The following is a 26,870-nucleotide window of genomic DNA, read 5'->3' on the forward strand; positions in this document are numbered from 1 at the left end:
AGCAGCGCATCTCAGATAGCCAATTCGCGGATGCGGGTGATAAACGAGCTGCGCTGGACGCGCTGACCGGCCATCAGCCCGAACATCTTGAGTGCGTGACGGACCTCGGTCTCGATATCCATCAGCTTGCGTCTGAGCTCGCGCCGATGCGCCAGCTACAGCTTCGTCCGGTTGGCTGCATCGCTCTTGGCGTGCACCGGTTTGAACCAGCCCGAGCGCACGAGCTGCGCCAGGCCACGCGCGTCATTGCGGTCCGTCTTGTTGAGCTGCGCCTCCAGCATGCGGGCCGAATGATGCGTCTCCAGCAGCACCATCGGCATGCCGCGGGCTTCCAGTTCGCGATGCAGCCAGGCCGACCATCCGGTCGCTTCGTGCCCGACCAGATGCAGTGTCGACGCATAGGGCTCGAGTACGCCGAAGGTCGCATCGGGATCGGTCGGCACGCCCGTCTCCACCACGATCGTGCCGGCGCGGCGGTTGACGATGCAGATCGCCGTGGTGGTGGTGGTGGCATCAAGTTTCATCGGAAGTCTTCATCTTCGGCGGGGTGATCGGGGATCACCATCCTGCGCGAGTTCTGCCGTCGAGGGAGCGTCTGGGTGTTGAGCTCAATTACGTGGTCACTTTTATCGGCGGACTTTGCATCCATCGTCGTTTCTGCTTTCGCCTGAGATACGAAGCTGTTCTCTCTCTGACGCACTTGTGCTCACGGGCCTGGATTTCCGATGCGCCGTGCACTCTTCCGCACGCTGCGACGGGGTGTTTTGGCTGCATATTGCAGCGCCCGAACCGTCGCGGTGCAATTTACCATCGGACTGACGGGGCATCGTCACAGGCAATCGGGCGCGGTCCGCCGTTTTGTGATCGTGCTGCGTTTCGACGCCGTTGTTCTGTTGTAGAGCGCGCGCCGGACATCGGCGTCGCCGGCCGAAGTAGACCGCAACGTGGCGCAAGCGGCGGAAGCGCAAGGGATTGTCGATCGCCGTCATGAAGGAGAGCGCTGTCACTAGACCACCGCCGGGGATCGTCATGAAATGCCGGCACACGTTTCGACGTGCCGCCACCTCGTCAAGCGTCGATGGATAAGCCGGTTCGCGCTGGCGCGGTCATGCCGACGGCCTCCACTAGATGGTGAGACCATTGGATGTTGGTAAGCACCCCCGCAGAGGCTCATCTATCCGACGCAAACGGATTATACTCCACGTCGCCCGAAGCGTCGTAGGGTATCTCCTGCGGCAGCCCGGCCAGTTCCCGCAGTACGGGGTAGACAGCCGTATAGTCCTGCCTGCCGCGACCGCTGGCGCGCACGATCGAATAGGTCTGCGCCGCAGCGCTGCCCATATAGATCGGCACATTGACCTGTGCGGCAAGCTGCAGCGCAAGCCCCAGGTCCTTGTGCGCCAGATCCACTGGGAAGCCGGCGATCAGGTCGCCCTTGAGCACCTTGTTCGGGTAGGTCACGCGCATGTGGCCGATGCCTGCTATCGTCCCGCGCATAACCTCCAGCGCCAGCCGGATATCGAGCCCGGATGCCTCGGCGAGGGTAAGAGCCTCGGCGGTGAGCGCGTTCAACGACACGCCCATGAAGTTGTTGATGACCTTGACGCGCGAGCCGTTGCCCAATGCACCGCAGTCGATGGTCTGGTTGCCCATAACGTCGAAGACCGATTGGGCACGCTTCATCGCCTCAGGAGCGCCGCTCGCGAGGATGAGCAGGGCGCCGCGTGCCGCCTCGATGGCCGAACGCCCCACCGGCGCATCGATCATGGCGATGTTGCGTTCGCCCAAGGCGCTTGCGATCCGGTCGGTTTCCTCCGGCAGGATCGTCGACATATTGATGAAGATCGAACCTGCCGCGATCGTTTCAACGATCCCGCCAGCATTGAAAAGTGCTGCCTCGATATGCTTGGCGGTCGGCAGCATGGTGATGACGAAACCCGCATCACGTGCCGCCTCGGCAGCGGATGCTGCGCTCGTACCGCCGGCCTCGACGAGCGCCTCCGTCGCCGAAGCCGACAGGTCGAAGCCTTTCACCGCAAACCCTGCACGCGCGAGGTTTGAAGCCATTGGCAACCCCATGGTGCCGAGGCCGACGAAGCCGATATTTTCTGACATAGTTCTAACTCCTCCCAAGCCGCTCAATCAGGCGCTGGCGTTCGCTTCCGCATCGATCTGCGCATAGACTTCGCCGATGACGCGAAGCGAATCGAGCGCAGCTGGTACGCCGCAGTAGATCGCGGCCTGAAGCACCACTTCGCCGATCTCCTCGCGGGTAACGCCGTTGTTCAATGCGCCGCGCACATGGAGCTTGATCTCGTGCGGGCGATTCAGTGCCGTCAGCATTGCGAGATTGAGGAAGCTGCGCGTGCGTCGATCCAGGCCTGGCCGGCCCCAGACTTCACCCCAGCACCATTCGGTGACCAGTTTCTGAAGCGGAGCGGTGACGTCCGTCGCCGCATCGACCGACCGGTCGACATAGGCAGCACCAAGAACCTCACGCCGGATAGCCAGCCCCTTCTCGAACTTTTCACCTTGAAATTCGGGACGTCTGCTCATCTAGGTCTGCTCCTTTGCCCGCTGCCGGGCTTTCCAAATCTGCGGGCGATCATACAATTCGATGAACCAGCGTCAAGTTTGTATTATGGTAGTATCGTATGTTGAATTTTCTTGACAGTTGATGTTTAAGCGAGGGTGTTGGCTCGGCGCATAAACGGGCCGGCTGAGGTGGAGAAAAGACGATGCCAGATATGACCGGCCCCGAGCCATTCGAGCTGTTCGCGCTGAAATATGCCCGGCATGGCGGACGAAAGGCCAACGACAATTTCATCGGCGGCGACCTGCACGAGGCGGGCTCCGACCTGTTTTATTATGTTTGGGTCGCGCGCCGATCGGACAAATTGTTCGTCATCGATACGGGATTTGGTCCGGACGCCGCGAAGCAACGGGGCAGGGAACTGGACTGCCTGCCCGCCGAGGCGCTAGGCCGTTTGTGCATTGCAGCAGCGGATGTCGATCAGGTTATCCTGACGCATCTCCACTACGACCATGCCGGCACGCTCGGCCATTTTCGAAAGGCCTGTTTTCATGTGCAGGCCAAGGAGGCCGCTTATTCCACAGGCCCCTGCATGTGCCATTCGTTCCTGCGGCATCCCTTCGACGTCGAGGATATCGTCAGCTTCGTCAGGCTCAACTTTGCCGGCCGCATCGCCTTTCACGACGAGACGACGGAACTGGCGGACGGGCTGACCCTGCACCGCACCGGAGGCCATTCCGGCGGATTGCAGGTGGTACGTGTCTGGACCCGCCGTGGATGGGTCGTGATCGCATCGGACGCCACGCATCTCTATGCAAATTACCGCAGCAATCTGGCTTTTCCAGCGGTCTACCATGTTGGCGAATTGCTCGATGGCTATCGCACGATCCGCCGCCTTGCCGATTCGGACGATCATGTCATCCCGGGCCACGATCCCATGGTGATGCGGCTTTATCCCGCGCTCTCACCGGCTCTGGAAGGGATAGCCGTGCGCCTCGACGTCCCCCCACGCGAAAGCTGAACGAAGGAATACCTCATGTTGAAGGGCAAGACGGCACTGGTGACCGGCTCGTTTGCCGGGCTTGGACTTGGCGTGGCCGAAGCGCTCGCCGCGGCGGGAGCCAATGTGGTTATCCACGGTCTGTGCGATACGAAGACAGGACAGGCGGCAGCATCCAGGGTTGCCCGCGAATATGAGGTTACGACGATGTTCTCGGGCGCCGACCTCACCTTGGTCGAGGCGATCGAGGGCCTGGTCACTGCCGTTGCCGACAGGTTCGGGCGGGCGGATATCATCGTCAACAACGCGGTCCTGCGCCATTTCAAACCCGTCGAAGATTTCACGGGCGTTGAATGGGACGCTTCGCTGGCGGTCAATCTGTCATCGACCTTTCATCTGGCACGCCTTTGCGTTCCGGCCATGAAGGCGTCCGGCTGGGGACGTATCGTCAACATGTCCTCGATCTACGGCGTGCGGGGTGCGGAAAACCGCATCGACTACGTGACGACCAAGACGGCACTTCTTGGCATGACGCGTGCATTGGCCATCGAACTGGCGCGCACGGGCATAACCTGCAACGCAGTCAGCCCAGGCACCGTGCCGACCGAAGCTATCCTGACGCGGATTGCCGGTCAGGCGGAAGCTTCCGGCATCACCATGAAGAAGGCCGAGACGGCCTATCTTGATGGGCGCAACCCCACCGGACGCTTTGTCTCGATCGAGGCGGTCGGCGCCCTGGTGGCGTTTCTGTGCGGCTCGCAAGCTGCCGATATCACGGGCGCAAACATCCCGATCGATGGCGGCTGGTCGGCCATCTGATTATTTCTGGAGGAAGATGATGAGACTGAAGAACAAGACCTGCCTGATCACGGGCGCGTGCGGCGGCATCGGACTGGCCATGGTCGAGGCTTTTTTGACGGAAGGTGCGACTGTCATAGCCACCGACCTTGATGCGGAACTTCTGCGCGAGCGCTGTGCGCCGCTGGCCGGCAGCGAGCGAGTTCTGTCGTGTCGTCTCGATGTCACGAATCCCGATGGCATTGCTGCGCTCGAGGCCGAGCTCGCGGCGGAGGGTGTTTTCGTCAACGTGCTGGTCAACAATGCCGCAGCCATCACTATCGGCAAGCTTCTGGATGCGACGGTCGAGGATTTGCGGCTGGTGTTCGGGGTCAATGTCGAGGGACTTTTCAACGTCACGAAAGGCTTCCTGCCGGGCATAATCGCGCGGGGAGGGGGCACGGTGCTGAACATGGCCTCGCTGGCCTCGGTCCGCGCCATGCACGAGCGATTTGCCTACAGCGCCTCGAAGGCCGCGATCGCCATGATGACGCGGTCGATTGCAGTCGATTATGTGGGGCAGGGCATCCGGGCAAACTGCATATGCCCAGCGCGCGTGCACACGCCTTTCATCGAGAATTATCTGACGAAGTACTACCCGGGCGAGGAAGAACAGCGGCTCGAGGCGCTGTCGCGCTACCAGCCGATCGGACGCATGATCCAGCCGGCGGAAGTGGCGTCAATGGCCATCTATCTGTGTTCGGACGAATCCGCGATGGTGACCGGTGGAAGCTTCGTCATAGACGGCGGCGTCATGGCCGGGGACCAGCCTTTACAGGCAGCCTGAGGTAGACAGGGGGCCATCGGGGCCTGTCCGTTTCTCAAGGTGTGGCAAGCCGCGCAAGCCTGGACATATCGTCCGTCGCGCCGATGGCGAGGATAGCCGCAATCAATGGATCCGGCTTCACGCCGGGGGCGCCAAACACCACCAGATCACGCAGCTTGCGCTCCAGATCGGCATTGGTCAGCGGGCGTTCGCTGTCGCCGCGCGCCTTGTCTATGCGCGAAACCAAAGTCTCGCCGCTGGCCATATGCAGTTCCACCTGCGCTGCTCCGACCGGCATTTCAGGGTCGACGACCACCTGAACCTTTTTGCGGAATGCGGCGTTCGCAGCATCTGCCACGGCAGCATCGCTGAATTCGGGCAATCCCGCCTTGCCGTGAAGAAGGCTGACCACAATCGCATGCTGGGCGCTGACCTGCGCCTCGCGACCTTCGCCTATTGCCGGGCGGTCAGCGCGTTCGGCAAGGAGCGCGTGACCGCGGACCGTCACCGTCATTACCAAAGAAGGGTCGAATCCTGGTGCCGAGGCAAGGCCAAGTGCGGCCTCGATGACCGGATTGAGGACCACGCCGCACGGATATGGTTTGTAGGTGTTGCGCAGCAGCTCCCAACTTTCGCCGAGGCCGTCCGTCAGGCACGAGAATTTGGGATCGTCACAGGTTACCCGCAGAAAGCCGCGCGGACCTTCCAGCGGCAACGCCGGACCGCGCATGCCGTCCTGCGCCAGCAGGGCGGCGACGATGCCATTGCGTGCGGCATTGCCGACACCGACGCTCTTGGCCATGGAGCCGAGCGTTTCGACCAAGCCCGAGGCCTGCGCAGAAGCAATTCCCAGTGCATAAAGCATCTTGTCCGCATCGAGCCCGAGAATGCGCCCGGCCGCCGCCGCGGCGCCGAATACGCCGCAGCTGGCGGTGATATGCCAGCCTCGGCGGTAGTGACCGGGAGAGACCGCATTGGCTATGCGGCACTCGACCTCGACCCCGATGGCAAATGCGTCGAGAAAATCGCGACCCGATAGTGGCATTGTCTCGGCCAGCGCCAACAGCACCGGCAACACAGGGGCCGTGGGATGCAGGATGGTTCCCGGATGCGTATCGTCGAAGTCGAAGACGTTGATGCTGATCGCGTTCAGGAATGCCGCGGTCAGAATGTCGTAACCGTCGGCATGGCCGATGACAGACGCATCCGTGCCGCTCGAAAAGCGGCCCATCACCGTCTTGGCATGGGTCGTCGCGGCGTCGCGACAGCCGGCAAGGCCAGTCGCGAAGCCATTCATGATCGAGCGAATCGCCTCGTCACGGACATGCTTCGGGACAGGCGCACCGCCGGCGACAAACGCCGCCAACTGCGCCGAAACGTCTTGCGGACGATCCGCTGAGGCGGTCATGCCTTGCTGCCGAAACCGTCGCCGACTTCTACGCCGGCCCAATCCTCGATCGGCTTGATGAGTGCGGTCAGGTCGCCGTCAGCGCCAAGCTGGCCTTTCGCGACGGTCAGAAGCTGGCGCGCCGCGCTGCCGACGATCATCGGAACGCCGAGCGCTTCGGCCTCGTCGAGACACAGGCGGACATCCTTGGCGGAAAGACCGAGCGCGAAGCCGAAATCGAACGAACGGGTCAGCACGTATTTCGGGATCTTGTCCTCACTCGCATTGCTGCGGCCGCTGCCGGTGTTCACAACCTGCATCAGCATTGCCGGATCGATGCCGGCCTTTTGTGCCAGCACCAGTCCTTCCGAAGCGATGGCAAGTGCCGTCACCGACATCAAATTGTTGATGACCTTGATCAACTGTGCCTGCCCGGGTTCATTGCCGACATGCGTGATCTTGCCGAAATTCAGCAGGATCGGCTCGACCTCGGCAAACAGCTCCGGTGCGCAGGCAGCCATCAGCGAAAGCTTGCCGGCTGCCGCACCCGCCACGCCGCCGCTAACCGGGCAATCCACGGTGCCTACGCCGTGGGCAGCCAGTCCTTCCGCCAGCGCCTTGGCGCCGCGCGGGCCAGTGGTGGACAGGTCGATCACGATGCGAAGCCCTGCAGAGGTCGTCAGGCCGTTGGCGCCCAGTGCCGCGTCCTTCACAATCTCCGGGGTCGGCAGCGAAAGGAGAACGATTTCCGCAGCAGAGCCGACCTCGGCCGGGTTGGACGCAGCCTGTGCACCAGCCTTGACAAGTTCGGCGATGGCATCAGCGCTTGGATCGAAGACCGTTACCGAATAGCCCGCCGCGATCAATCTGCGAGCCATCGGCGCTCCCATGCGGCCAATGCCGATGAAACCGAGTTTCTTAGTCATTTTCTATCTCCGGTATTGAAAGATTTGGCGCGCAGCGTGGCGGCCCATGGTGGCGGCCCCATCAGCTTATTCGGCTTGGCAGCCACAGTACGATTTCAGGGAAGACGTAGAGCAGGACGATGAAGGCCAGCATCAGGAGGATGAAGGGCGTCACGCCGCTGACGATATCGCGCAACGGCACTCCGCTCATGCCACGCAGGATGAACAGCACGATGCCCACGGGAGGCGTCACCAGGCCGATCTCGACCAAGATCACAAGCACGATGCCGAACCAGATGGGATCAAGCCCCAGCGCCACGATGATCGGGAAGGTGACCGACAGCGTCATCAGCATCATCGAGATGGATTCGATGAACATGCCCAGAATCAGGTAGAAAATCGCGATCATGACCACGACCATCCAAGGCGCCAGATCCCAGCTGGTTACTACCGACACCATCTCGCGCGGCAAGCGCAGAAAGTCGAAGACCCAGCCGAAGATCGACGCGCCGATTACGATCAGCATGATGAAGGAAGTGACCGTGACGGTATCGTACAGAACCTTGTAGAGCTGCTGCAGGTTCATCTTACCCTGCTGGATGCACAGCACCAGCGCGGCGATGGCGCCGACGGCGCCGGCTTCCGTTGGTGTTGCAATGCCGAAGTAGAGTGAGCCGAGGACGGCGGTGATCAGGGCAAGGAAGGGGAGCACCCCGACGAGCGACTTGAGCTTTGCCGAAAGTGGATAGCGCTCGCCCACCGGAACCGAGCTAGGGCTGATATAGGACCAGACAAGAACGGTCGCTGCGAAAAGTGCTGCGAGTAACAGGCCGGGAACGATGCCGGCGACGAACAGAACGGTGATGGGAACACCGACCGTGTTGCCATAGATGATCATGGCGATGCTGGGGGGTATCAGGATGCCGAGCGTAGCGCCTGCGGCAACAAGACCGTAGGTAAGGCGATTCGAGTAGCCGCGCGCTGTCATCTCCGGTGCCGCGACGCGACCCAGCGTGGCCGCCGTTGCAAGGCTCGATCCCGACACGGCGGCAAAAACAGCCGACGCACCGACGGTTGCGTGCCCGAGCCCGCCACGCGTGCGTCCAAACCAGACGACCAGCATGTCGAAAAGCTTGACCGTCACGCCGCTATGCACAAGCAGCGAGCCCATCAGCACGAAGGTCGGAACGGCAGTCAGCGTGAATGAGTTGATCGACGTCCACGAACGGTCCGACAACATCGGCAGTTGCGGCTGTCTGATCATGAAAAGCAGTCCAAGAAGGCCGATGAGCCCCATCGTAACCCCGACCGGCACGCCGATGAACAGCAGGAACATCATCGCGCCCACAAGGATGAGGCCGGTCATCAGCAGTGACATGCTCAGCGACAGATAGAACAGGCCGCCGATGATGCCCACGATCAGCAGGACGGCGAGGCCGACGCGCCAGCCGCTCCACACGAAGGCGCCAAGCAGCAGGCCGCCCATGATGACTAGCGTTGCCCAATCCATGCGGGTGCCCGCGACGCGGATGTCGGTGCGGCCGATATAGGCGAGGGCGACGAGAATCGTCAGCAGGATCAAAGGCAGCGCGGCTTGAAGCGCGCGGCTCCCGGGAGCGGATTTCTTGCAGATGTCCCGCAGCAGCGCGGTGCAGAACAACACGTATCCAATGATGACGGGTATTTCGGGTATCCACTGCGGTGTCGCGAGCAGACCCCAGTCGCGCGTGCCGTTGATATATTCCGACACGGTGAAGCAATACATCTCCCAGCCGGTCACCGCTGCAAACAGCAGGCCGAGCCACGTTCCGATCAGCTCCAGTTGCTGGCGGCGCGGGGGTGAGACGTTGTCGATCAGCACCTCTACCTGGATATGGGCGCCTTCGCGCTGACCCACGGCAAGGCCAAGAAAAACCAGGGCGACGAATGCATAGACACTGATTTCCGACACCCAGGTGGTGGGCATGTTGAAGCCCGACCGCATCACGACCTCGTAGACGACGATGCATGTCATGAATAACAGGGTGATCGAGGCGAGCAGGCCCGCGCCCTTGGTGATGGTGTCTATCCCATCTATGAACCAGCCGCCGGCAAGGCCCGTGTCCTTGGGCTTGTTGGTTGCCATGCTGGGCGCAGTCTCGCTCAGATACGCATCGAGAATGTCTGCCATATTTCCTCCTCCGACCCGTCAGGCGGTCTCCTTGTCGGCCCCCGTTAGCACGAGGCGGGCTTGACAGGCAACAGAATGTATTATCGTATGTTGGTACCACGAACCGGGAGGCAAGTGGAGGGATGCGGCTTGGGTCGTGACGCGAGCGTCACGCGACCGCGAAGACAATCTGTACGTGGAGGAACTTCATGATCACTGCAATCTCGCGGTTTGTCGGCAGTGCTGCCGTTGCCGCCCTGGTTCTCGGCGCGGCATTTACTGCCACCGCGCAGAACCGCCCCGAATATGATTTTACGATGGGCGTCATCACATCGCCGGGCGATGTGTACACCGCAATGACGCAGGGCCTGCCGGAGCGCATTGCCACGGCCACCGACGGCCGCGTTCAGATCACCGTCAGCGACTCGCTCGTCGCGGCGAATCAGGTTGCCGGTGCGGTGCGCGATGGTCGCCTGCCGATGTCGGCCGCCTTGCATACGTATATTTCTGCCGAAGACCCGCGCATGGGCATCTTCAACCTGCCGGGCCTGATTAACAATATCGACGAATACACCAAGGTGCGCGAGGCCTTCTGGCGCGAAGACGTCAAGAGCATCTGGGCCGACAAATGGAACGCAGTGATGCTGGCTGACGGCGCATGGTGCCCGACCGCGCTGTTCTCAAAGACGCCAATCCGCACGGTTGAGGATTTCAAGGGCAAACGCATCCGCATTCACAACCCTCAAACTGCTGAGCTTATGAGCGCGCTTGGTGCGTTGCCGGTGCCAATGCCGACCTCGGAGGTGACGCCCGCGCTTGAGCGTGGCGTTATCGACGGCGTCTTCACGTCCATCTGCGTTGGCTCGGCATTCGAGATTCCGCGCGTTGCGCCATATGTTCAGGATTGGGCGATGTCGCCTGTCACCGGCTGGGTCATCCTGATGAACGCCGATACCTGGGCAGAACTGCCGGACGACCTGAAGGAGAAGATCCAGACGGCGCTGCTGGAAATGCAGGACGAGGCTTTCTCGACCTACCAGACCTATTTCGATCGCGCGGTTGAAAAAGTGAAGTCGCTCGGTTCGGAATATTGGGTTGCATCGGATGAACTGAAGGCCGCTGCCAGCGCGCCGCAATATTCCGACCCGGTCTATGCATCGTGGTATGCCCGCGCGAAAGAGCTTGGTTTCGACGGTGAGGCCTATGTCGTTCGCATCAAACAGGCACTCGGCAAGAACTAAATTACCGTCTTTTTGGTGAACTGAAATCCGCGCCCGTTGCAGGGCGCGGATTTCTTGTCTTTTGTTGTACCCACGCCTTCGCTAGAGTGTGATTCAATCAATATCACAATCGGACAATCTGGGTGACAGACATCAACGCTTCTCTCGACCTCAAGGTGGAACGCATTGCTGCACCGCTACGCCACGGTGTAACCGACAGTATCCGCAATGCCATCGCCATCGGCCATTTCAAGCCTGGCGAGCGCCTGCCCGAGCGGCTCTTATGCGAGATAACCGGCGTGAGCCGCACTCTGGTGCGCGAAGCCTTGCGCCAGCTGGAGTCGGAAGGTCTCATCGACGTCGTGCCGCATCGCGGCCCGATCGTCGCCAGCCTGACGACAAAGGAAGCCGAGGATATCTATCGTGTCCGTGCCGAGCTTGAGGGGCTGGCGAGCGAGCTGTTTGCGGAAGTCGCGTCTGATGTAGCCCGCGCAAAACTCAAATCGGCTTTCGAGGTCCTCAAGATTGCCTCCAAGAGCGAAAACACGCTTGACCGCCTGAAGGCCAAGAATGCGTTTTACGAGAGCCTCATGGAAGGCTCCGGCAATGGCGCGCTTGGCACCAGCCTGCACTTTCTGAATTCGCGAATCATGCTGCTGCGTGCGACCTCGCTTCAGGCCGAGGGGCGTATCAAGGAGAGCATCAAGGAACTCGGCGCTCTGGTCGACGCGCTGATGGCCCGTGACCCCACCACCGCACGCAAGCTTGCCGTGGCGCATGTCACCAATGCCGCAAATGTTGCGCTTCGCTCGCTTGGCAAAGTTTAGAAGAATCGACCTGTGATAACCGCCAGTGATGGGACCTTCGCGCAGTATGCGACACGAGAAATTGCGCAATCAGATCGTCACTTTCAGCGAATGTCGACATCGGTAGCTGCGAGCCCCATGACGACAATTACGAAACCTTTTTGCTTTGGACGGACGCGTCATCCGGGATTGGGACGTGCCTGTCATGACGATCTATAAGGAGGAGAAAAGCTACTCGGACTTCCCTTGGCTGGGCGAACATGTGCCAATTCTGAAAAAGCCCGCTGTCGACGCCCTGGCGCCGGTTTTGACACGATACGGGCAGCTTTTGCCGCTCAAGGGCGAGGAGGTCTGGCTCTTCAACACAACGACGGTCCTCGACGTCCTCGATCATGACCAGTCGCGGATCGTCTATTTCGACAACGGAGACATCCTCGAGATCGAGCGTCACGTATTCCGGCAAGAGAAATCGGATCTGCGGAGCTCTTCAAGCTGCCGATGCGAGCCTCGACCGTCTATGTCACCGACAGTTTCGTTGAAAAGGTCCGGAATGCCGATCTTCGCGGCGTCTCGTTCGTGCCTGTGTGGACGTCTGCAGAGAAATGAGTAGGCCACGCGGGGGGTGGCCGATGCCGTAGCTCTGCCAACCCGCCTCATTGTTCGATGAAGCGCTCTTCGGTCGTCGGCATGGAATGGTGCTCGTGAGTGATGACCCATTGTCCATCTTGCCGTTCAAGCCCGACGGTCAATCGGAAATCGAGTGATCCAGCCGACGTGCCATCGCAATGGACCTCGCAGGTGACGAAGGCCACGTCCTGTCCGGTCGTGATATCCAGATTCGTCGGTGCGTAAGTGATCGGTCCCCTAGGTTTGTCGAAAAAGAAATCCCAAGTCTTGTCATACGCTTCGATTCCTCTGACCGTATTGGGGAAGTCGAACATCAATAGGTCAGGAGCGTGATGGGCGAGTATGCCGTCGCGGTCACCTGCGCTAACCGCTTTTGCCCAACCCAGCACGATTGTCTCGATCTCCTGTTGTTCGAGGTTCGGCATATCCAATCTCCTTCGTCTGATGAGCTCAGGGCGCCTCTTTCAATGGCCACAGTTCGACGACGCCGTGGGCAACCGCGCAGGGCACGAGTGAAACCTTCTCGATGGCGTCGGCCAAGTCGATGGCCTCGATGATGGCGAATCCCGCAATCGGCAAGGCTGACGACATGAATGGTCCGTCGAGAGTTTCCATGCCACGCGCCTCGGGATTGCGGACTTGGACCGGGGTGCCGGCGATCCCTATCACGGCACCTTCGGACCGTAGTTTTGCGTCCTGGGCATGCGCGGCGTCTCTGACGGGTCGGGGCGTGCGGTCGTAGTCGGCCGGGTCGCCATATCCGATTGTGATGAACTTAGGCATGGTCTAATCTCCTTCAGGCGGTGTGCTGCGAACTGCGCGCCATCACGCATAATGCGGCCTGCCATCGGACCGGTAGTCGAGCATAACGATCTCGCCATCGAGAATCCGATGATCCTCGATCTTTCTGGTCCGGCATCCCCTTGAAGAAGGGCTCGACGCCGGACTGCGGCAGGATCAGCGGGCTATAGATCGGCGCAGCCGGTCCAGCAGGTTTGCCGCGAGAAGCTGACGGACGATGGACAGGCTTCCCATCGTCCGGATTTCAGCACCATGGCTCGCGCGCTCTGCGCGGATCGTATCGAGAAATCCGGAGCCCAGCACTGTCAGCCCCGACCAGCTCACTTTGCTGAGTTTGGAGGAGACGGCCCACCTGGATTCTCGGTCATCCGGCGATAGTCATCATCCTGATAGGCCTCGGGTACGCCACTCTGGGCATCAAGGGTCTTGCGGCCGATCAGGGTACGATGAGGCTGCGCGCTCTTCTGCGCCAACCATTCCATGAATTCAGGTCCAGTGTACCCGTAATTGGCTGGCGATTTCTCGCCACGCGCCGCACCGTCGATTGTCAGCATGATTTCAGAAACGATTTCAGTCATTGTTCTCTCTCCCATCAACATGCCGGAGAGCAGCGGTCTATCGAGCCGGCAATTCGATCCAAAGGTCCTTGGCGAAGCCCCTCTGGTCGAGTTGCCGCGTGGTTTCCGTCACCTCGGCCTTCCCATTCCGACACCGATAGGCGTGGATGCTGTCGTGACCGAGCACATAGGCCGGAACGCTCCCCGCGTGGGGATTGTCCCGACAGAACACGTCGGCGCCGGGATTTTCGCGCTTCGCGTTCATCTGGACGCAGGGCAGGTTCGCGCCCACGAAGCACACCATGACCTTGCCGTTCATGCAGCGGTACTGGGCCTGCGTTTCCCAGGAGGTTCCATCCGGCATGCCTTTGGCATAGCGAAACAGCTTCTTGAAAGCCGAGGTCGTGCGCGTGCGAAGCGAGGGATCGTAGTCACGAATGCTGTCGTCATTCCCCAAACGGGCACAGACGGCGGCAAGGTCGGCTTCGGGCGCTGCGCGGGCCTGGTCGTCGAAGTCCGGCAGTGGCAAAGCAGCGGCAGCGAAGCCAAACGTCAAAATTATTCCGATTGCGAATCTCGGCGTCATCTCCACCTCCTGTTGCTGATGGCGGCTCCGGTCAGCATCGGCGATAGCTCTGCGGTTCCGCCGCGATCCAGGAGAAGCCCTCCAGCGTGAGGTCAATCTCGTTAGGTGCGTGCCGTTGGAGAACGACTTTGCCCGATGTGACCGGGCTGCCGCCCTTGAAGCATTGTGCGTCGAACCTCAGGCTCGTCCCTGAATGGGTCGATTTGCCCATCTCGCAACCGACCTCATAGAAACCGAGATCGGCCGCTGTCATCGTCAGCACATCGACCTCACCGCTGACCGGCTCGCAACGTCCAGGATGGTTCGACCATTTGCCCTGCAATTCTGCGGGCACCTCGGCGAAAGCCGAGGGCAGACCTCCCAGCAGGCCCATAAGGCCAAAGAAGGCGAGCTGGCGGTAGCTATAGCGATGTTGCATGTTCTCCTGCCTCTCCGCGTCGGCAAGAACGGGGCTATACAACAACGACGAATGGGCTCCGTCGGATTCGACATGGGCACAAAAAATGCCGCTCGTCAGCCGGGATAGTCGGCGTATCGCTGATGCCACCGATCGCAACAAGGGAGGTTCTCGCTTCGCTGGCCCCTGGAGACGAGCCTGGCCTCCGCCTTCGCCCGATTTAAATCTCCTTCCCTCAAGTTTATCGACGAGAGTCGATGGCAGATACGACAAAGATATCGACTTTTCTGCCAATGCGTTGTGTCGACTTCATGAGCGTCTCGACGTCTCCGATTAGGTCAGTGTATTCAACGACGCTATACGTAAAGCCGAACTGCGCGGGGCGGGGCGGTCATTCAATTTCGCGATATCGGATACTTCCCAGATGCAGTCCGACCAGGTTCCAACAGTCCGCCTAGCCCGACTCGACGAACTCGAGGAAGCCGGCGCGATCATTGCCGCATCCTTCGAATCTTTTCGGGCATCGTTGCCGCCACATATCTTCGAGCCCTAAGTCGCCGATGCCAGCGATCTCGCCGCGGCATCGGATGATGCCGCGGTTGCGGTGATAGAACGTGCGGGCCGGATCGTCGGAACGGTGACCTACTACGAGGATGCGCAGCGTGAAGGCATGGGCTGGCCGTCCGGCTACGCCGGGCTTCGAACCCTCGTCGTAGCTCCAGAAGCACAAGGCCATGGATATGGTCGGAAGCTTTGCCAATGGTGCATTGATCGTGCCCGCGAGCAGCAGGCGGAAGCCTTGGCGCTACACACGGCAGAGTTCATGAAATCGGCTTGCAAGCTCTACGAGAGCCTTGGATTTCAGAGGCGGCCGCGGCGTGACCTTGTTGCGTCTGGCGGCTTCGACCCGGCGCGCGGCGATCAACGCATTATCGCCTACGAGCTTCCGATAGGTCGGTGAGCGGTTTCCGACTTAGGCAGCTAGGCCGCCATTTTCATCCTGTCAGATAACCACGAGATCCGCAGCGATCATCGCCAAATCCATCTTCAGAGACCGGCGGCGGGTCCGCGGCGTCTCGTCCTCAGAAAGGCTTTTCGGCCTTGTCGGTGCGATAGAGGCTTACGGCGACCTCTCGAGGTTTCCCGCGCGGCCCGTTCGCGACCTTGCGCCAGGCGTTCAACGTGGTCTGGTCGCGCCAGCATTCGAAGAGATTGACGCGCTCCGGATCGACCGCATCCGCGCTTATGGAGAAGTCGAGACAGCCCTCGTACGCCCTCGCGCGTTCGACCATCCCCCTGAAGGCTTCCACAGCGCCGTCCCGCTTCTCAGCGTTGGTGCGGGTGTAGCCGGCTATGATTATCATGGGTCTGCTCCTTCGGGCTGGCGCCCTATTCCGGCGGCACGGCGCCGTACATGGTCTGGGATAGCGACCTGCGAGATCGTCGGTTCGCGATCGGAACGTCAGCCGCCCTTCACGTACCCCAGACCCTCGACGATCTTTCCGTCCCGGACGCGCATGATGTTGACGCCTCGAATCCGGTCCGCTTCGCGCTCGCTCCAGCGAAGCTGCCAGCGGATGATCCCGCGGTCGCCCATCACGCAGATTTCCTCAGCTTTGAAGACAAGGTTGGCGGACGACGCCACTCCCTTCCAGAAAGTGAGGCAAGCCTCACGCCCCTCGTAGCGTGCTCCATCCGGCGCCGGCGCCGTATTTTCGAGAATACAGCCCTCGCCGATGAGATCATCGAGGTCTTCGGGGCGATGCTTCTCAAATGCGTTGTGGAAGCGTTCCACGATGTCGCGGGTAACTTTGCTGCCACCGGTCATTTTCTCACCTCGTTGGACGATAGAGCCGCTGTCAATCCCGTGCGTGTGGCCGATGATGAGCTAGGCTCCGGTTGAACAAAAAACGACGATGCTTGCGACTCTCACTTGTTTTGTCATCCTTGCCCCGGATGACGTAGGGCGACAGGCGGCATACAACGGTCACTTGGGCAAGGGCGCCGACTGACCGGGTATTTTGGCGTAAGCCAGGGCTTCGACGATCCGACCGTCGCGGACACGGATCAGGCTGACCCCGCGGACTGAGCCATCGTCGCCGAAATGGAAGCGCCAGCGGATGTTGGCGCGGTCGCCCATCACAAAAATGTCTTCCACCTCAAAGAGGTTAACGCGGTCGGCCGCCATCGCCTGCCAGAACGTCAGATTCACATCGTAGCCTTCGTAGCGCGTGCCGTTCGGTGCCGGCTGGATCGACTCCATGACGCAATCCGGTGCGACCAGGTCCTCGAAGATCGCAGGATTGTGTTCCTCAAGCGCCTGATTGAACCGGCGGATGACTTCGGCTGTGTCTCTCGCTTGCATGACACTCTCCCATACAGATAGGTCTGTCTAGCAGTTGAAACATACAGACCTGTCTGTTATAGTCAAGCGATGAAAATAAAAATTTCTCATAGCCAGCCTGAAGCAGGTTCCCCGCGTCGTCGTCTGCTGGACACCGCGACACAGCTTTTCTACGAAGGCGGCATCCATGCTGTCGGTATCGACCGCATCATCGCGGAAGCCGGCGTGGCCAAAGCGACCTTCTACAACCATTTTCCCTCGAAGGATGACCTCGTCGTCGCCTATCTCGAAGAGATAGACCGACTCGGCCGGGCGGCAGTGGCCGCGCTTCCAAAGCAGCCTCCTCGGAAAATGATCTCGGCTATCATGGGGCGTATCAGCGAGGCTGTGACCGCCGGAGGCTGGCGGGGGTGTCCGTTCCTCAACGCGGCGGCCGAATACCCCGATCCGGCCAGCCCCGTGCGGCGGGCGATCAATGCTCGCCGCGTTTGGTATCACGACAGCCTCCAGAACCTTCTCGAAAAGGACGGCGATCCAGCTCCTTCCGTCACCGCTGCCCTCCTCGTCGCGCTTTCCGACGGCCTGCTGGAAAGTGCCTATCTCGATGATGCCGACAGCGTCCCCGCCCTTGTCCGCGAGTCGGTGACGAGACTGCTGGACCGCCGATGAGCGCCGCTCGCCCCCCAAGCAGCGCCGGTCTGCGTCAATTCCTGGATCTCCAGCAGCAGCGCGATTGGATAGAGGGCAAGACAATCCTGCGCGACGCCGACGAGCGCTCGGAATCCCTGGAACTGCGATTCAAATATGTCGCCCGGTTTGAGAAGCTGCAGCGCCGGCAGCAGGCGCCAGAGGTTCTGGAGGTTCTCCGGCGCTACTGTCGCGACTGCATCCCGATCCCCCGCCGGACCGAGCGGCACTACTGGTCGGTTTCCTGTCTGCCGTCGACTCCGGGCAAGGCGCTCGTTCGCATCAATGCGAGTTGGATGGAGCTTTTCTCGCTCTATGCGGACGGCGAGGGCATCCGCGCGCTTTTCGTGGTGCATCTTTCTGATTTCACCACCAACCACTCACTCAATCACGGGCAAGTAGACGAAGCCTTCCTTGAGCGCTGTGTCGTGACGCCGGAAGATGTCAGCTATTTCTTCCCCCGAGGCGAGGACATTTTCGGCGTCAATGTCCGCCGCTTCTCCTCGATCGGCAAATTCCTCGCAGCGAGCCGAGCGTTGCGGGCCATTCGGGCGTTCAACTTGACGCACATGAACAGAGGCAGGAACGCCTATCAGGCGAGCCACTGCTACAGCCTGGCGGATCACATGCTGAGGAACGCTGAATAGCGGCCCAGGCCAAAACGGGGAGCGAAGCCGCGCTTCTTTCAAAAAGAGGGTCTGAAAGGGATGTAGCTGCAGGTGCGAGCATCATTCGCGTCAAATCATGATCGCGGTCAGCAGGCGCGTGCCATACCACTTGGTCTACGTGCGTCGTTCACTCGAAACCTGCTTCGGTTTTGTCTGACACCCGCGGCATTTTCCTGATGCGCAGCAACCTTCCCGGTTCAAGAAAGCATTTCGACGCGTAGCAGATGTTCTCCGCGCACCAGAAGCGGGCCGGCCCCTGGTCCAGCCGCCCGAGCCGGATCAGACCGCGCGACCAGCGATAGGGACCATGAAACATCGCCAGATTGCCCCAAGGGGCGTAGTAGCAGAGATCGCCGACGCCTCATTGCCGAGCCGGCCGCTGCCTTCCCTCGGTGAGCTTGCGCGGCAGATAGGCAACATCGTGGAACGGCACATCGCTTCTGGCCTGCTAGTGCGGGTTCTCGATTGGTCGCCCTTCTTCGACGGCTATTTCCTTTGCTATCCAAGCCGCCGTCAAAATCTTCCCGCGTTCAAGGTCATCATCGATGCGCTACGACATCGGAGTTGAAGCGGGAGGATCTAAACCCGCGCGATTAGCTCACGCCCCATTTGGGAGGGCTCTAGAGGGCGATAGAGTAGACATAGTTCTCATAATCACCCGGCACGGCGCGCCAAATACCGCCGATTGCCTTCCACAGTACGCTATGGCCACTGAGACCATGCCTGTGCAAAGAGCGGGAGATAGCATGTGTGTGAAAATGCGTAGAATTGGCGGTGTTTGACGGTGAAAAAGTTCGAATCGCTTACGGTCGCTTGATCGATTTTTTGCCTATGAAGACGTCGCATAGTCTTGAGCGACCGCTTCGCGCCCAATTTTCGGTCGTTCGGCGGCGGCCTTGTTTTGCCCTGGGAGCGGACATCACCAGTGGGGACACTAAGAGCCGGTAGAGGAACGTCGCGGTTCCGCAAAGTCGCCGCCGACATCCGACGCCTCACTCGACCTAGATTTTGTCGCGATCAGGATCTGTCACACCGTCGCTGGCCGGATGAGCGGCGACGGATGTCGTTGGCGAAGGTCCGCCCAAATTTCTCCGCCCACAGTCGGACGGTCTGATGGGAGATAATGACCCCACGGGCAGCCAGCAAGTCCTCGACCATCCGCAGGCTGAGAGGGAAACGGAAAAAAGCCACACGGCTTGGGCAATGATTTCAGCGGAAAGCGATGGCGGTGATATAGCGGATCACGGTCTGTCACGGCCCGTCATCTCACATCGAATTCCACGTTCCGTTAAGTTGACGATGCCCCAGGGAGCCGCGATACGCAGGCTCGCTATTGTTCACAGTGGTCAGGTCGTTGTCCTAGAAATTGCCGCCGATACGAATACCGAATGTGTGGTCCTGCGCGTTGCCGTCGAAGCCGAAAGCTGTGCGATAGTCGAAGCTGAGCGTCATGTCGTTGCCGAGTTTGACGTCAACGCCAAGCCCGGCCGTCATGTAATCGCGCATGTAGCGGTCGAGATCGAGCGTGTAGGGCATGGTGCCGAGATCGGAATACCCCATGTTAGCCTGGCTAGATCCGGCGAAGTCGTAGGTGTATTCCAGCCGTCCGCGAGTGTTGATCACACCCCAGCCCATCGGAATTGCGTGTTCGGCGCGCATGCCAACCACGCCCGCCAGCAATTCGAACGACTGACCGCTAAAGGCTAGGCTATGCGGTCCCGCCCCGATCTCGGCAAAGCCATCCAGCCGGGTGTGAGCGGCCTCGATTCGCCCGTAGGGGGAGAACAGCAGGCCTTCGTGTCTGTGCTCATAGCCGGCCGATAGCGATCCGAAGAATTGTGTGCCATCCCGGCTGCCGGTGGCGGAGTCGCCGGCCAATATGACATAGCGGGTGCTGTGGAAGTCGAGACGGCTCACTCCCAGCAGACCGTCGAGATAGAACGGTGTGGGATGATAGCTGCCATAGAGCGCAATGCTGAGAGCATGTCCGGTGCTTATTGTGCCGCTTGAACCGATGTCGGTCCTGTCACGACCGTAGCCGAAACCGAAGCCGGCGACGAAGTCCGGTGCAAAACGATGATCGATGCCACCGCTGACTCCGGCGAGGGTGTACCCGAGATCGATGTTGCCGCGATCACTAGTCCCGAAATTGACGAAGCCACCAGTCCAGAAGGCCGTATCGCCAAAGAGGCCATTTAGCGACTGTGCTGCATCGCCGACCTCCGCGGCTGGTTCTTTGTGAGGCGGTCCCATGGCGCGACCGGCCGGATCGTTGCCCGGTCTTTCCCCCTCAGGTCTCATAGGTTTGGTCCGGTCGGCCTTTTGCGTGACGCCCATACGAATACTCAGCGATTGCGCATGTCGACTCTGGTCGCTGTGGAGTCGCTCCAGACGATCGTTGAAATTGCTGATCTGAGTGGTGGCAAAACGCTGAGCAGCCTGTGCCTGCGCGTTGATGAGGCCGATCACTTCCGTATCCTGCGATGGATCGGGGCGATAGATGCCGCCGAGCGTCAGGCTGTAGGTCGCCGTGCCGTTCAGTCCGTTCTGGTCGCGCACTTTGACGATGATGGTGTAGTTCCCAGGCGTGGTCGGCAAGCCGTGGATCGTGCCTCTGTGCGGGTCGATGCCCATCCCTTCCGGCAGTCCGGTTGCAGAGAAACTGTAGGGTGCGGTGCCCCCCGTTACTAAAACAGCCCGGGTATATTCGACGCCGGCGGTCCCTTCTGTAATTGAACCTGACGCCGGCGAGAAGGTAAGGTTGGCAGGTGCGACGTACGTAAAGGCGGCAGCCAAAGTGGCCGTACCGCCCGGAGCTGTCACTGAAACATCGGCCGAACCCGCGGCATTGGCCGGTGCGATAGCGGTGATCTGTGTATTGCTGACAACCGCGATGCTTGTTGCTGCCACGCTGCCGAGCATCACGCCAGTTGTGCCGGTCAGATGGTTGCCGGTGATGGTGAGTGCGGTTCCGCCCATCGTGGAACCGGTTGCAGGAGAAATCCCCGCCAGGATCGGCGGAGCAGGAGCTACAACAATCGTGTAGCTGGCCGAAGCCGAGCCTGAGGTTCCAGCGGTTGCAGTGACGTTGACGGTGAAGGCACCATCCGCAGTTGGCGTTCCCGTGATCGCACCGGAAGCTCCGTCGATGACGAGGCCGGATGGCAGACCAGTAGCACTGTACGTAATGGTGCTGACACCACCAGACGCAGAAATCGAATCATCGTTGTAGGTAGTGCCGACCACGCCCGCGCTCAAGGCAGAGCCATCAGCCGGCGTAAGGGAAACTGACAGCGAGGCTGGCGCTACGACGATGGTATAGCTCGCGGTGGCCGTACCGGTGGTTGCCCCGGTTGCGGTAACAGCAACGGTGAAGGTGCCATCGGCCGTCGGCGTTCCCGTTATCGCGCCGGTTGCGGGACCAACGGACAGACCGGCTGGCAAGCCGGTGGCGATGAAGGTGATGGTGCCGAGACCGCCCGTCGCGGAAATCGAATCATCGTTGTAGATGGCACCGACCACACCCGCGGTCAATGTAGAGCCGTCGACCGGTGTCAGGGATATGGGGAGTGGGGCCGTCGCAACGACGATAGTATAACTCGCGGTGGCCGTGCCGGAGGTGGCTCCGGTCGCGGTGACCGCAACGATGACCGTTCCATCGGCCGTCGGCGTTCCCGTGATCGCACCGGTCGCAGGATCAATGGATAGGCCGACTGGCAAGCCGGCGGCACCATACGTGATGGTGCCGACGCCCCCTGTCGCGGAAATCGAACCATCGTTGTACGCAGCACCGACCAGGCCGCTCGACAGGGTCGAACCGTCCGGCGGCGTAAGGATCATTGCGGGAGACACATTCCAAGGTGTTCCGCGGATAAAAGCCGGATTGCTATTTCCTGCGATGTTGTTGACGGCATTTGCCAGGACATCAAGGCGAATGGTGCCTGATCCGGCTATATCGTCGACTCGAACGGTATAATGAATGTTGTCCGAGGTCTGTATCAACGCCGGCCTGCCGATAGCGGTGCCGGTTGATGTCAGCACCAGGTCGGATCCGGTAAAATCCGTGACGGCCTCGGAGAACGTGACTTCGAACGTCACGCTTTCGGCATCGGGCGCGGGGGTTCCGACCACCCTGGACGAAACAACCTCAGGGTTTACGGCGTATACGAGAACGCCGCTGGTCGTGCCTACATTGTTGAGCGTGAGATCCGCGTCGGTCCCTTGAACGTCCTGAATGGTGCCGCCGTTCGCCACGATTGCCGTTCCAACCCTGATGCCGCCGAGGGCCGCATCCCCCGGCTGAACCGTGTATCTGAAGACAGAAGCACTGCTTCCGCTTCCTGACAGATAGCTCGCATGGCGCGTAGTGGTGCCGATCGTCAAAGGAATATAGGGCGTCCCTCCGCCCGTATTAAACTCGATATTTCCACCCCAATGGACGGTGAGAACCAGGCTGTCTCCGGCACCGTAATAGCCATCGGCTGGGCCGGTTACGGATGTAACCGCAGGTGACGGAGCTGCTGCCTCGATTGTAAGCGTATAGGCTATCTCTTTCGAATGGGCACGCGCGTTAGCCGCCTGAACGGTGAAGGTGAAGCTACCCGTCTCCGTGGGCGTCCCCGACAGTTCGCCGGTATCGGTCAGCGTCAGACCTGCGGGCAGCGTGCCGCCGGTCTGCGTATAGACAAAATCCAGATGACCGCCCTTTGCGGCGATCGTCTGGCTGAAGGTGGCGCCGACTATTGCCTTGACCAACGCCGCAGGCGAGATGGTAATTTCCTCAAAGCTGAAAGAAATCGAGCAGTCCACCGTGATCGGATTGGTGTACCATGCAGCGCCCACAGCATGAATACCGCATCCGCTGGGCTCACGATATGTCGCACCCGCATCCGGTGAGACGTTCCAGAACGCTATTATCCGCTCTTCGGAAACTTCCGCAGGACTACTGATCGTCGTCTGCGGATCGTCATTGAAGGTGACATTGGTAACACGGCCCGGGCCGTTGGATGACCAGGAAACCGTGTGGTCCTGGGCGGGCGCCGCAATCACCGGGACTGTCTGTGTAGCCTGATGCGAGTCGTTAAAGTTGGCGTCTCCCATATGTTGGGCACTCACCACGCAATCACCAGCATTTAGAAAAGCGACAACACCATTGGAAACAGTGCATATGTCACCGCCTTCTACCTTGACCTCGACCGGCACGCTCTGGCTTACGCGTATCGTGTGAGCGGTCACTTCATACGTCTGACCGACAATTGCCTGCCTAGGTGGAACTGTGTCGAAATAGATGCTTTGGTCTGCCTTGGCTATATCGATGACAACGCCACTGCTGACGCTAGGTTCATGGCTTTCGTCGCCTGAATAGATAGCCGTGATGGTATGCTGGCCAGCGCCTAGTTCATTGGTTGTTATCGTGAGGTTGGCCCCATTGCTGGTATCGAACGAAACTGGATCGCCAATCCTTGTGTTTCCGTCCATGAAGGTAATTTCGCCATTCGGCTTGGCGCTCGTCCCTATGACGATCGCCTTGATCTGGACCGACTGGCCGTAGACTCTGCCTTGCGGCAGTTCGTCTACCAACACGATCGAAATTGCCTTTGTGATCGTCAACGTCGCCGGTCTTGAATAGGCGCTCTCACCGTCCTTGCTGACAACAACGCGATAGAGTGTGCCGGTTTCGCTGACCCGAACGGGCTTGAAGGTGTATGTACTCTCGGTGGCAACCGGAATTGTCGAGAAATCAAATCCGTTGGTACTGACCTGCCATTGAAAAGTCGCTTCGCTAGCACTGGTTGTGACGGAAAACGAGACGAATTGCCCAGCCCCCGCCGTCACGTCCTGGGGATGCTGTGTAATAAAAGGAGGTGCGGCTTGCGTCGGCGAGCTACATAATTGCACGAGCGCCACCAGCAGAAATGCTGACCAGCCGCGTCTCAGATTCTTCCACGCCGGTGACAAATCCCAGTGTGTAGCATGGAGGCGCCGATTTCTAGAGAAAAAGGTCTCAGTCGGGATCATACGAAGGAGCTCAGTCGGAAATAAGAAGGCGCGCAGCCTTCATTGATGCAGTTGAGTGGCCTCCCGCGGATGGAACCGGCGCCACCCATGATCGTCACCACGGCAGGCGACTACCGCCGGCTCCGAGACGGACCGGCGATCATCAGTGTCCGGCAAGACCCGTCGGCCACAAAAGCCTGATGATGCTCGGACGCCAACGAGGGAGGGGTTTTCCAACCTCGGTGGATTTCGTCATCTCCGTCCGGCCACTAGAATTTTACACCCAGGCCGATCTTGATGGTCTGCTGGTCGACATCGACGTTGATGCCCTGCAGGTTCTTATCCCCGTGGTCGCTGTACCTGTATTCGAGGCGGCCGAACATGTTGCTGTTGAGGGCGTAATCCAAACCGGCGCCGACCGTGTAGCCGTTGAATGTTGCTGCGTCTTTGCCCAATCCCGGCACGTCGACATAACCACGCGTCGCCGCCCAACCGGCTGTGGCATAGATGAGCGCGCGATCGAAGGTATAGCCAACGCGTCCGCGCACCGAGCCCACCCAATCGGTACCAAAATCTGCGCCGAAGATTTTCTCTTCGTTCCAATTGTATTCGAGATCGCCTTCAACGCCGACGATGAGCCTGTTGTCGAATTGGTAATTGTAGCCGGCGAAACCACCCAAGAGGCCACCATTGGTATCCTCTGATCCCGCGATGCCGAAACCGGAGAATTCACCTTTGGCCCAACCGCCGCCGCCCTGAATGCCGAGATATGCTCCCGACCACACAAAAGTCGATGCATCGACGGCAACGGACGGTGCTGAATTTTCGGGAGTGAGATCGGCCGCCATCGCCCTAGATGCGGTGAGCAAAACAAGTGTGGATAGAAGGCATGTTCTCATGTGGTCGGCTCCGATTCCGTGCGAAATTATCGTTGAATTGTTGATCCGCCGGCCTCGCAGCCAGCCATCGTGTGATTTAAGTCCCTTGAAGAGACGTCCTGTGGTGATGGAGCGCGTGAAAGCCTTCCAGCGGGCGCCAACGGGCCCAGACAATCACCACTTCGGAGCTGATAGTAAGTATGAATGAGAGCGACCGGGTGAATCTATCCGAGCGCGCAAACGGCACCCTTGAAAATAATCACACTACGCAAAGTCAGCTCGCTGCTCGCGAGCACATATAGCAACTATCAACGACCCCATTGGGAAGCTCGGTCGAACCAATTTTGCGATTCGCTCGTCCCGGCCATCCGATGTCTTTGCGCTACGGCCCGCGTTTCGCGCGGCGTGATGCAGTAAAGGCGCTGAAAAGCGCGCGTGAAGTTATGAGGGTAGGTAAAGCCGTGTTCGAGGCCGATTTCTCCGATGGATTTGTGTGCCTGAGCCGGATCGCGAAGTGCACTGCGCGCCATATTCAGGCGCCGCTCCTGAATATAGGAAGCAACACCGCCATCGTTCGAAAAGAGATAGGCGAGCTTGCGCAATGATATTGTGAAGTTTGCTGCAATCCGAAAGGGAGACAAATCCGGTTCCAGTGCATGACCATCGATATAGCGTCGGATGCTTGCAAGTTGTGCCCCAGCTATTCCTTGTATAGAATCCTCTCTCGGGACACCATTGAGAGCGGCGGCGATAAGTTCGAGCGTCGGCGCCACCAGCGTCGCGGCCTGTTTCTCGTCGAGTTGCGGCAATATCCGGAAAAGGCTGTCGATGTGGTTGCGGAGCAAGCCGACCATCGGCTCGTGAGCCGCGAGGACGCGCATATTGTGCTCATCGGGGTTGATCAACAATCGCGCAAGGAGTGGGCGGGGGACGAAGAGAGTAAGATTGCAGAAATTGCTAGCTGACCCCGCATGGGCCTGCGCCGCGTCATGAACGATCACGTCCCCCGGCCCGGCGTAGTTTTCTTCTCGTCCGTCATGGCGTCGCCAACGACCATCGATAAAAAACTGTATTTCGAAGTGGTCGTAACCATCCGCGCCAATGCGATAGTTGGAACGACTAAGTCTCTGGGCCACGCTGGCGCAGTGTGTAAGTAACACTTCTCCGAAGCGAAATGTACAATGTGTGGTGTGAAATTCATTTGTCTGAAAAATGTTGAAATCGTAGAGAGAACCGGCCGATTCTTCCCAGAATTCAAGAGCTTTCTTTAGAGAGATCGCGCGCGTATCGGTTTTGAACAAAAGGGTGGGGTAGTCGTCCTTCATCATGTCGCCCCTTCCTCGTCTCGTGTGCAGTAAATCTCTACCACAAGCTGGAGACAGGCCAAGCAGGCGGTTCGTTATTGAGGTCATCTCAAATGAAATAGCTTCGAATCCCGCCGCGACCGCCAGCCCCGGCGCTTCCACATCATAGCACGATATCCTGCGAGACGGCTACGCGAACGCCGCCGATTCCCGCGCGGCACGGTGAGAATCAGCTTCCAACTCATACCCATGCTGGATGGGGTGACGTACTGGCACCACGCGGTGTAGAGGGCCCTGACAGACCGGCGAGGCCGCGCCGATGACGAACGCGACGCTCAGTATTTTCCTGACTTTTATCGCTATTTTCGTGATCGATCGAACCGTGGGATTACGGTCGCTACGCTTTTGAAGATTGGACGAC

The 26,870-nt window shown here is 59.9% G+C and carries 26 protein-coding genes and 4 pseudogenes; 9 read left to right on the forward strand and 21 right to left on the reverse strand.

What is annotated here, in order from left to right:
* Positions 1 to 155: 155 nt before the first annotated feature.
* From BM413_RS22420 to BM413_RS22435, 4 genes and pseudogenes are all read right to left on the reverse strand, one after another.
* The gene (locus BM413_RS22420) at positions 156 to 524 is read right to left on the reverse strand and encodes an IS110 family transposase (protein ID WP_091917072.1); all 369 of its coding nucleotides are present in this window, start codon (positions 522 to 524) and stop codon (positions 156 to 158) included.
* A 402-nt stretch (positions 525 to 926) separates the two neighbouring features.
* Positions 927 to 1,046: pseudogene (locus tag BM413_RS32680) on the reverse strand (transposase); the annotation flags it as partial.
* A 124-nt stretch (positions 1,047 to 1,170) separates the two neighbouring features.
* On the reverse strand, positions 1,171 to 2,115 hold the full coding sequence (yihU, locus tag BM413_RS22430) for a sulfolactaldehyde 3-reductase (RefSeq protein WP_091917076.1): 945 nt from the start codon (positions 2,113 to 2,115) through the stop codon (positions 1,171 to 1,173).
* 27 nt (positions 2,116 to 2,142) lie between these two features.
* A complete protein-coding gene (locus BM413_RS22435; protein ID WP_091917078.1) occupies positions 2,143 to 2,556 on the reverse strand; it encodes a carboxymuconolactone decarboxylase family protein in 414 nt (137 codons plus the stop codon).
* Between the two features lie 182 nt (positions 2,557 to 2,738).
* Here BM413_RS22435 and BM413_RS22440 point away from each other — a divergent pair, with 182 nt between their 5' ends.
* The 3 genes from BM413_RS22440 to BM413_RS22450 are packed head-to-tail and all read left to right on the forward strand — an operon-like array spanning position 2,739 to position 5,157.
* Positions 2,739 to 3,554: an N-acyl homoserine lactonase family protein gene (locus BM413_RS22440; protein ID WP_244537966.1), complete on the forward strand. Its 816-nt coding sequence runs from the start codon at positions 2,739 to 2,741 to the stop codon at positions 3,552 to 3,554.
* A 15-nt stretch (positions 3,555 to 3,569) separates the two neighbouring features.
* Positions 3,570 to 4,352 (forward strand): SDR family oxidoreductase, encoded by a 783-nt coding sequence (locus BM413_RS22445; RefSeq protein ID WP_091917082.1) that lies wholly within the window; start codon positions 3,570 to 3,572, stop codon positions 4,350 to 4,352.
* A gap of 19 nt (positions 4,353 to 4,371) precedes the next feature.
* Positions 4,372 to 5,157, forward strand: coding sequence for an SDR family NAD(P)-dependent oxidoreductase (locus BM413_RS22450; RefSeq protein ID WP_210188952.1), 786 nt, complete (start codon positions 4,372 to 4,374; stop codon positions 5,155 to 5,157).
* A 34-nt stretch (positions 5,158 to 5,191) separates the two neighbouring features.
* Here BM413_RS22450 and BM413_RS22455 read toward each other — a convergent pair whose 3' ends face one another.
* The 3 genes from BM413_RS22455 to BM413_RS22465 all read right to left on the reverse strand — a co-directional run bounded on the left by BM413_RS22455 (position 5,192) and on the right by BM413_RS22465 (position 9,598).
* The gene (locus BM413_RS22455) at positions 5,192 to 6,544 is read right to left on the reverse strand and encodes an MmgE/PrpD family protein (protein ID WP_091917086.1); all 1,353 of its coding nucleotides are present in this window, start codon (positions 6,542 to 6,544) and stop codon (positions 5,192 to 5,194) included.
* Complete coding sequence (locus BM413_RS22460; RefSeq protein WP_091917088.1) at positions 6,541 to 7,449, reverse strand: NAD(P)-dependent oxidoreductase; 909 nt, start codon at positions 7,447 to 7,449, stop codon at positions 6,541 to 6,543. Before BM413_RS22460 ends, BM413_RS22455 begins: the two co-directional genes overlap by 4 nt.
* 61 nt (positions 7,450 to 7,510) lie before the next feature.
* Positions 7,511 to 9,598: a TRAP transporter large permease subunit gene (locus tag BM413_RS22465; RefSeq protein ID WP_091917090.1), complete on the reverse strand. Its 2,088-nt coding sequence runs from the start codon at positions 9,596 to 9,598 to the stop codon at positions 7,511 to 7,513.
* 188 nt (positions 9,599 to 9,786) lie between these two features.
* On the opposite strand from BM413_RS22465, the gene dctP reads away from it, so the two are divergent.
* From dctP to BM413_RS22480, 3 genes are all read left to right on the forward strand, one after another.
* Positions 9,787 to 10,818: a TRAP transporter substrate-binding protein gene (dctP, locus tag BM413_RS22470; protein WP_091917092.1), complete on the forward strand. Its 1,032-nt coding sequence runs from the start codon at positions 9,787 to 9,789 to the stop codon at positions 10,816 to 10,818.
* Positions 10,819 to 10,940: 122 nt separating this feature from the next.
* Complete coding sequence (locus tag BM413_RS22475; protein WP_210188953.1) at positions 10,941 to 11,624, forward strand: GntR family transcriptional regulator; 684 nt, start codon at positions 10,941 to 10,943, stop codon at positions 11,622 to 11,624.
* 184 nt (positions 11,625 to 11,808) lie between these two features.
* Entirely contained in the window at positions 11,809 to 12,213 is a 405-nt protein-coding gene (locus BM413_RS22480; protein ID WP_175544404.1) for a hypothetical protein, read from the forward strand.
* Positions 12,214 to 12,256: 43 nt separating this feature from the next.
* Here BM413_RS22480 and BM413_RS22485 read toward each other — a convergent pair whose 3' ends face one another.
* From BM413_RS22485 to BM413_RS22525, 9 genes are all read right to left on the reverse strand, one after another.
* Positions 12,257 to 12,655 carry a YybH family protein gene (locus BM413_RS22485; protein WP_091917096.1) on the reverse strand — a complete coding sequence of 133 codons (399 nt, stop codon included), beginning with the start codon at positions 12,653 to 12,655 and terminating at the stop codon, positions 12,257 to 12,259.
* 25 nt (positions 12,656 to 12,680) lie between these two features.
* On the reverse strand, positions 12,681 to 13,013 hold the full coding sequence (locus tag BM413_RS22490) for a YciI family protein (RefSeq protein ID WP_091917098.1): 333 nt from the start codon (positions 13,011 to 13,013) through the stop codon (positions 12,681 to 12,683).
* A gap of 338 nt (positions 13,014 to 13,351) precedes the next feature.
* The gene (locus tag BM413_RS22495) at positions 13,352 to 13,609 is read right to left on the reverse strand and encodes a hypothetical protein (protein WP_091917100.1); all 258 of its coding nucleotides are present in this window, start codon (positions 13,607 to 13,609) and stop codon (positions 13,352 to 13,354) included.
* A gap of 37 nt (positions 13,610 to 13,646) precedes the next feature.
* Positions 13,647 to 14,174 carry a hypothetical protein gene (locus tag BM413_RS22500; RefSeq protein ID WP_091917101.1) on the reverse strand — a complete coding sequence of 176 codons (528 nt, stop codon included), beginning with the start codon at positions 14,172 to 14,174 and terminating at the stop codon, positions 13,647 to 13,649.
* 31 nt (positions 14,175 to 14,205) lie between these two features.
* Entirely contained in the window at positions 14,206 to 14,592 is a 387-nt protein-coding gene (locus tag BM413_RS22505) for a hypothetical protein (RefSeq protein ID WP_091917103.1), read from the reverse strand.
* Between the two features lie 433 nt (positions 14,593 to 15,025).
* Positions 15,026 to 15,331 (reverse strand): hypothetical protein, encoded by a 306-nt coding sequence (locus BM413_RS33695; RefSeq protein ID WP_244537967.1) that lies wholly within the window; start codon positions 15,329 to 15,331, stop codon positions 15,026 to 15,028.
* A 322-nt stretch (positions 15,332 to 15,653) separates the two neighbouring features.
* Positions 15,654 to 15,935, reverse strand: coding sequence for a putative quinol monooxygenase (locus tag BM413_RS22515; RefSeq protein WP_091917105.1), 282 nt, complete (start codon positions 15,933 to 15,935; stop codon positions 15,654 to 15,656).
* A gap of 98 nt (positions 15,936 to 16,033) precedes the next feature.
* Positions 16,034 to 16,399 (reverse strand): nuclear transport factor 2 family protein, encoded by a 366-nt coding sequence (locus BM413_RS22520; protein WP_091917106.1) that lies wholly within the window; start codon positions 16,397 to 16,399, stop codon positions 16,034 to 16,036.
* A gap of 159 nt (positions 16,400 to 16,558) precedes the next feature.
* Positions 16,559 to 16,936 carry a nuclear transport factor 2 family protein gene (locus BM413_RS22525; protein WP_091917107.1) on the reverse strand — a complete coding sequence of 126 codons (378 nt, stop codon included), beginning with the start codon at positions 16,934 to 16,936 and terminating at the stop codon, positions 16,559 to 16,561.
* Between the two features lie 69 nt (positions 16,937 to 17,005).
* On the opposite strand from BM413_RS22525, the gene BM413_RS22530 reads away from it, so the two are divergent.
* Together BM413_RS22530 and BM413_RS22535 are read left to right on the forward strand one after the other, a co-directional pair.
* A complete protein-coding gene (locus BM413_RS22530) occupies positions 17,006 to 17,584 on the forward strand; it encodes a TetR/AcrR family transcriptional regulator (protein ID WP_091917108.1) in 579 nt (192 codons plus the stop codon).
* The gene (locus BM413_RS22535) at positions 17,581 to 18,249 is read left to right on the forward strand and encodes a hypothetical protein (RefSeq protein WP_091917109.1); all 669 of its coding nucleotides are present in this window, start codon (positions 17,581 to 17,583) and stop codon (positions 18,247 to 18,249) included. The genes BM413_RS22530 and BM413_RS22535 overlap by 4 nt, the downstream gene beginning before the upstream one ends.
* Before the next feature lie 218 nt (positions 18,250 to 18,467).
* Here the strand turns inward: BM413_RS22535 and BM413_RS22540 are convergent.
* Positions 18,468 to 18,625, reverse strand: a pseudogene (locus BM413_RS22540) (cyclophilin-like fold protein); the annotation flags it as partial.
* A 60-nt stretch (positions 18,626 to 18,685) separates the two neighbouring features.
* Between BM413_RS22540 and BM413_RS22545 the strand changes: the two are divergent.
* Positions 18,686 to 18,838: pseudogene (locus BM413_RS22545) on the forward strand (LysR family transcriptional regulator); the annotation flags it as partial.
* A gap of 479 nt (positions 18,839 to 19,317) precedes the next feature.
* Here the strand turns inward: BM413_RS22545 and BM413_RS33700 are convergent.
* The 4 genes and pseudogenes from BM413_RS33700 to BM413_RS22565 all read right to left on the reverse strand — a co-directional run.
* A pseudogene (locus BM413_RS33700) lies at positions 19,318 to 19,525 on the reverse strand (IS6 family transposase); the annotation flags it as partial.
* Between the two features lie 104 nt (positions 19,526 to 19,629).
* Positions 19,630 to 24,177, reverse strand: coding sequence for a putative Ig domain-containing protein (locus tag BM413_RS22555; RefSeq protein WP_175544405.1), 4,548 nt, complete (start codon positions 24,175 to 24,177; stop codon positions 19,630 to 19,632).
* A gap of 359 nt (positions 24,178 to 24,536) precedes the next feature.
* The gene (locus tag BM413_RS22560; RefSeq protein WP_091917111.1) at positions 24,537 to 25,166 is read right to left on the reverse strand and encodes an outer membrane protein; all 630 of its coding nucleotides are present in this window, start codon (positions 25,164 to 25,166) and stop codon (positions 24,537 to 24,539) included.
* A gap of 287 nt (positions 25,167 to 25,453) precedes the next feature.
* Positions 25,454 to 26,473 carry a helix-turn-helix domain-containing protein gene (locus tag BM413_RS22565; RefSeq protein WP_244537968.1) on the reverse strand — a complete coding sequence of 340 codons (1,020 nt, stop codon included), beginning with the start codon at positions 26,471 to 26,473 and terminating at the stop codon, positions 25,454 to 25,456.
* Positions 26,474 to 26,870: the final 397 nt, after the last annotated feature.

The organism is Mesorhizobium sp. YR577 (assembly GCF_900116595.1).
Taxonomy (GTDB): domain Bacteria; phylum Pseudomonadota; class Alphaproteobacteria; order Rhizobiales; family Rhizobiaceae; genus Mesorhizobium_M.

Coding starts and splice junctions, on each gene's coding strand:
- BM413_RS22420 (WP_091917072.1), bottom strand. CDS start 524: ATGAAACTTGATGCCACCACCACCACCACGGCGATCTGCATCGTCAAC.
- yihU (WP_091917076.1), bottom strand. CDS start 2,115: ATGTCAGAAAATATCGGCTTCGTCGGCCTCGGCACCATGGGGTTGCCA.
- BM413_RS22435 (WP_091917078.1), bottom strand. CDS start 2,556: ATGAGCAGACGTCCCGAATTTCAAGGTGAAAAGTTCGAGAAGGGGCTG.
- BM413_RS22440 (WP_244537966.1), top strand. CDS start 2,739: ATGCCAGATATGACCGGCCCCGAGCCATTCGAGCTGTTCGCGCTGAAA.
- BM413_RS22445 (WP_091917082.1), top strand. CDS start 3,570: ATGTTGAAGGGCAAGACGGCACTGGTGACCGGCTCGTTTGCCGGGCTT.
- BM413_RS22450 (WP_210188952.1), top strand. CDS start 4,372: ATGAGACTGAAGAACAAGACCTGCCTGATCACGGGCGCGTGCGGCGGC.
- BM413_RS22455 (WP_091917086.1), bottom strand. CDS start 6,544: ATGACCGCCTCAGCGGATCGTCCGCAAGACGTTTCGGCGCAGTTGGCG.
- BM413_RS22460 (WP_091917088.1), bottom strand. CDS start 7,449: ATGACTAAGAAACTCGGTTTCATCGGCATTGGCCGCATGGGAGCGCCG.
- BM413_RS22465 (WP_091917090.1), bottom strand. CDS start 9,598: ATGGCAGACATTCTCGATGCGTATCTGAGCGAGACTGCGCCCAGCATG.
- dctP (WP_091917092.1), top strand. CDS start 9,787: ATGATCACTGCAATCTCGCGGTTTGTCGGCAGTGCTGCCGTTGCCGCC.
- BM413_RS22480 (WP_175544404.1), top strand. CDS start 11,809: ATGACGATCTATAAGGAGGAGAAAAGCTACTCGGACTTCCCTTGGCTG.
- BM413_RS22485 (WP_091917096.1), bottom strand. CDS start 12,655: ATGCCGAACCTCGAACAACAGGAGATCGAGACAATCGTGCTGGGTTGG.
- BM413_RS22490 (WP_091917098.1), bottom strand. CDS start 13,013: ATGCCTAAGTTCATCACAATCGGATATGGCGACCCGGCCGACTACGAC.
- BM413_RS22495 (WP_091917100.1), bottom strand. CDS start 13,609: ATGACTGAAATCGTTTCTGAAATCATGCTGACAATCGACGGTGCGGCG.
- BM413_RS22500 (WP_091917101.1), bottom strand. CDS start 14,174: ATGACGCCGAGATTCGCAATCGGAATAATTTTGACGTTTGGCTTCGCT.
- BM413_RS22505 (WP_091917103.1), bottom strand. CDS start 14,592: ATGCAACATCGCTATAGCTACCGCCAGCTCGCCTTCTTTGGCCTTATG.
- BM413_RS22515 (WP_091917105.1), bottom strand. CDS start 15,935: ATGATAATCATAGCCGGCTACACCCGCACCAACGCTGAGAAGCGGGAC.
- BM413_RS22520 (WP_091917106.1), bottom strand. CDS start 16,399: ATGACCGGTGGCAGCAAAGTTACCCGCGACATCGTGGAACGCTTCCAC.
- BM413_RS22525 (WP_091917107.1), bottom strand. CDS start 16,936: ATGCAAGCGAGAGACACAGCCGAAGTCATCCGCCGGTTCAATCAGGCG.
- BM413_RS22530 (WP_091917108.1), top strand. CDS start 17,006: ATGAAAATAAAAATTTCTCATAGCCAGCCTGAAGCAGGTTCCCCGCGT.
- BM413_RS22535 (WP_091917109.1), top strand. CDS start 17,581: ATGAGCGCCGCTCGCCCCCCAAGCAGCGCCGGTCTGCGTCAATTCCTG.
- BM413_RS22560 (WP_091917111.1), bottom strand. CDS start 25,166: ATGAGAACATGCCTTCTATCCACACTTGTTTTGCTCACCGCATCTAGG.
- BM413_RS22565 (WP_244537968.1), bottom strand. CDS start 26,473: ATGATGAAGGACGACTACCCCACCCTTTTGTTCAAAACCGATACGCGC.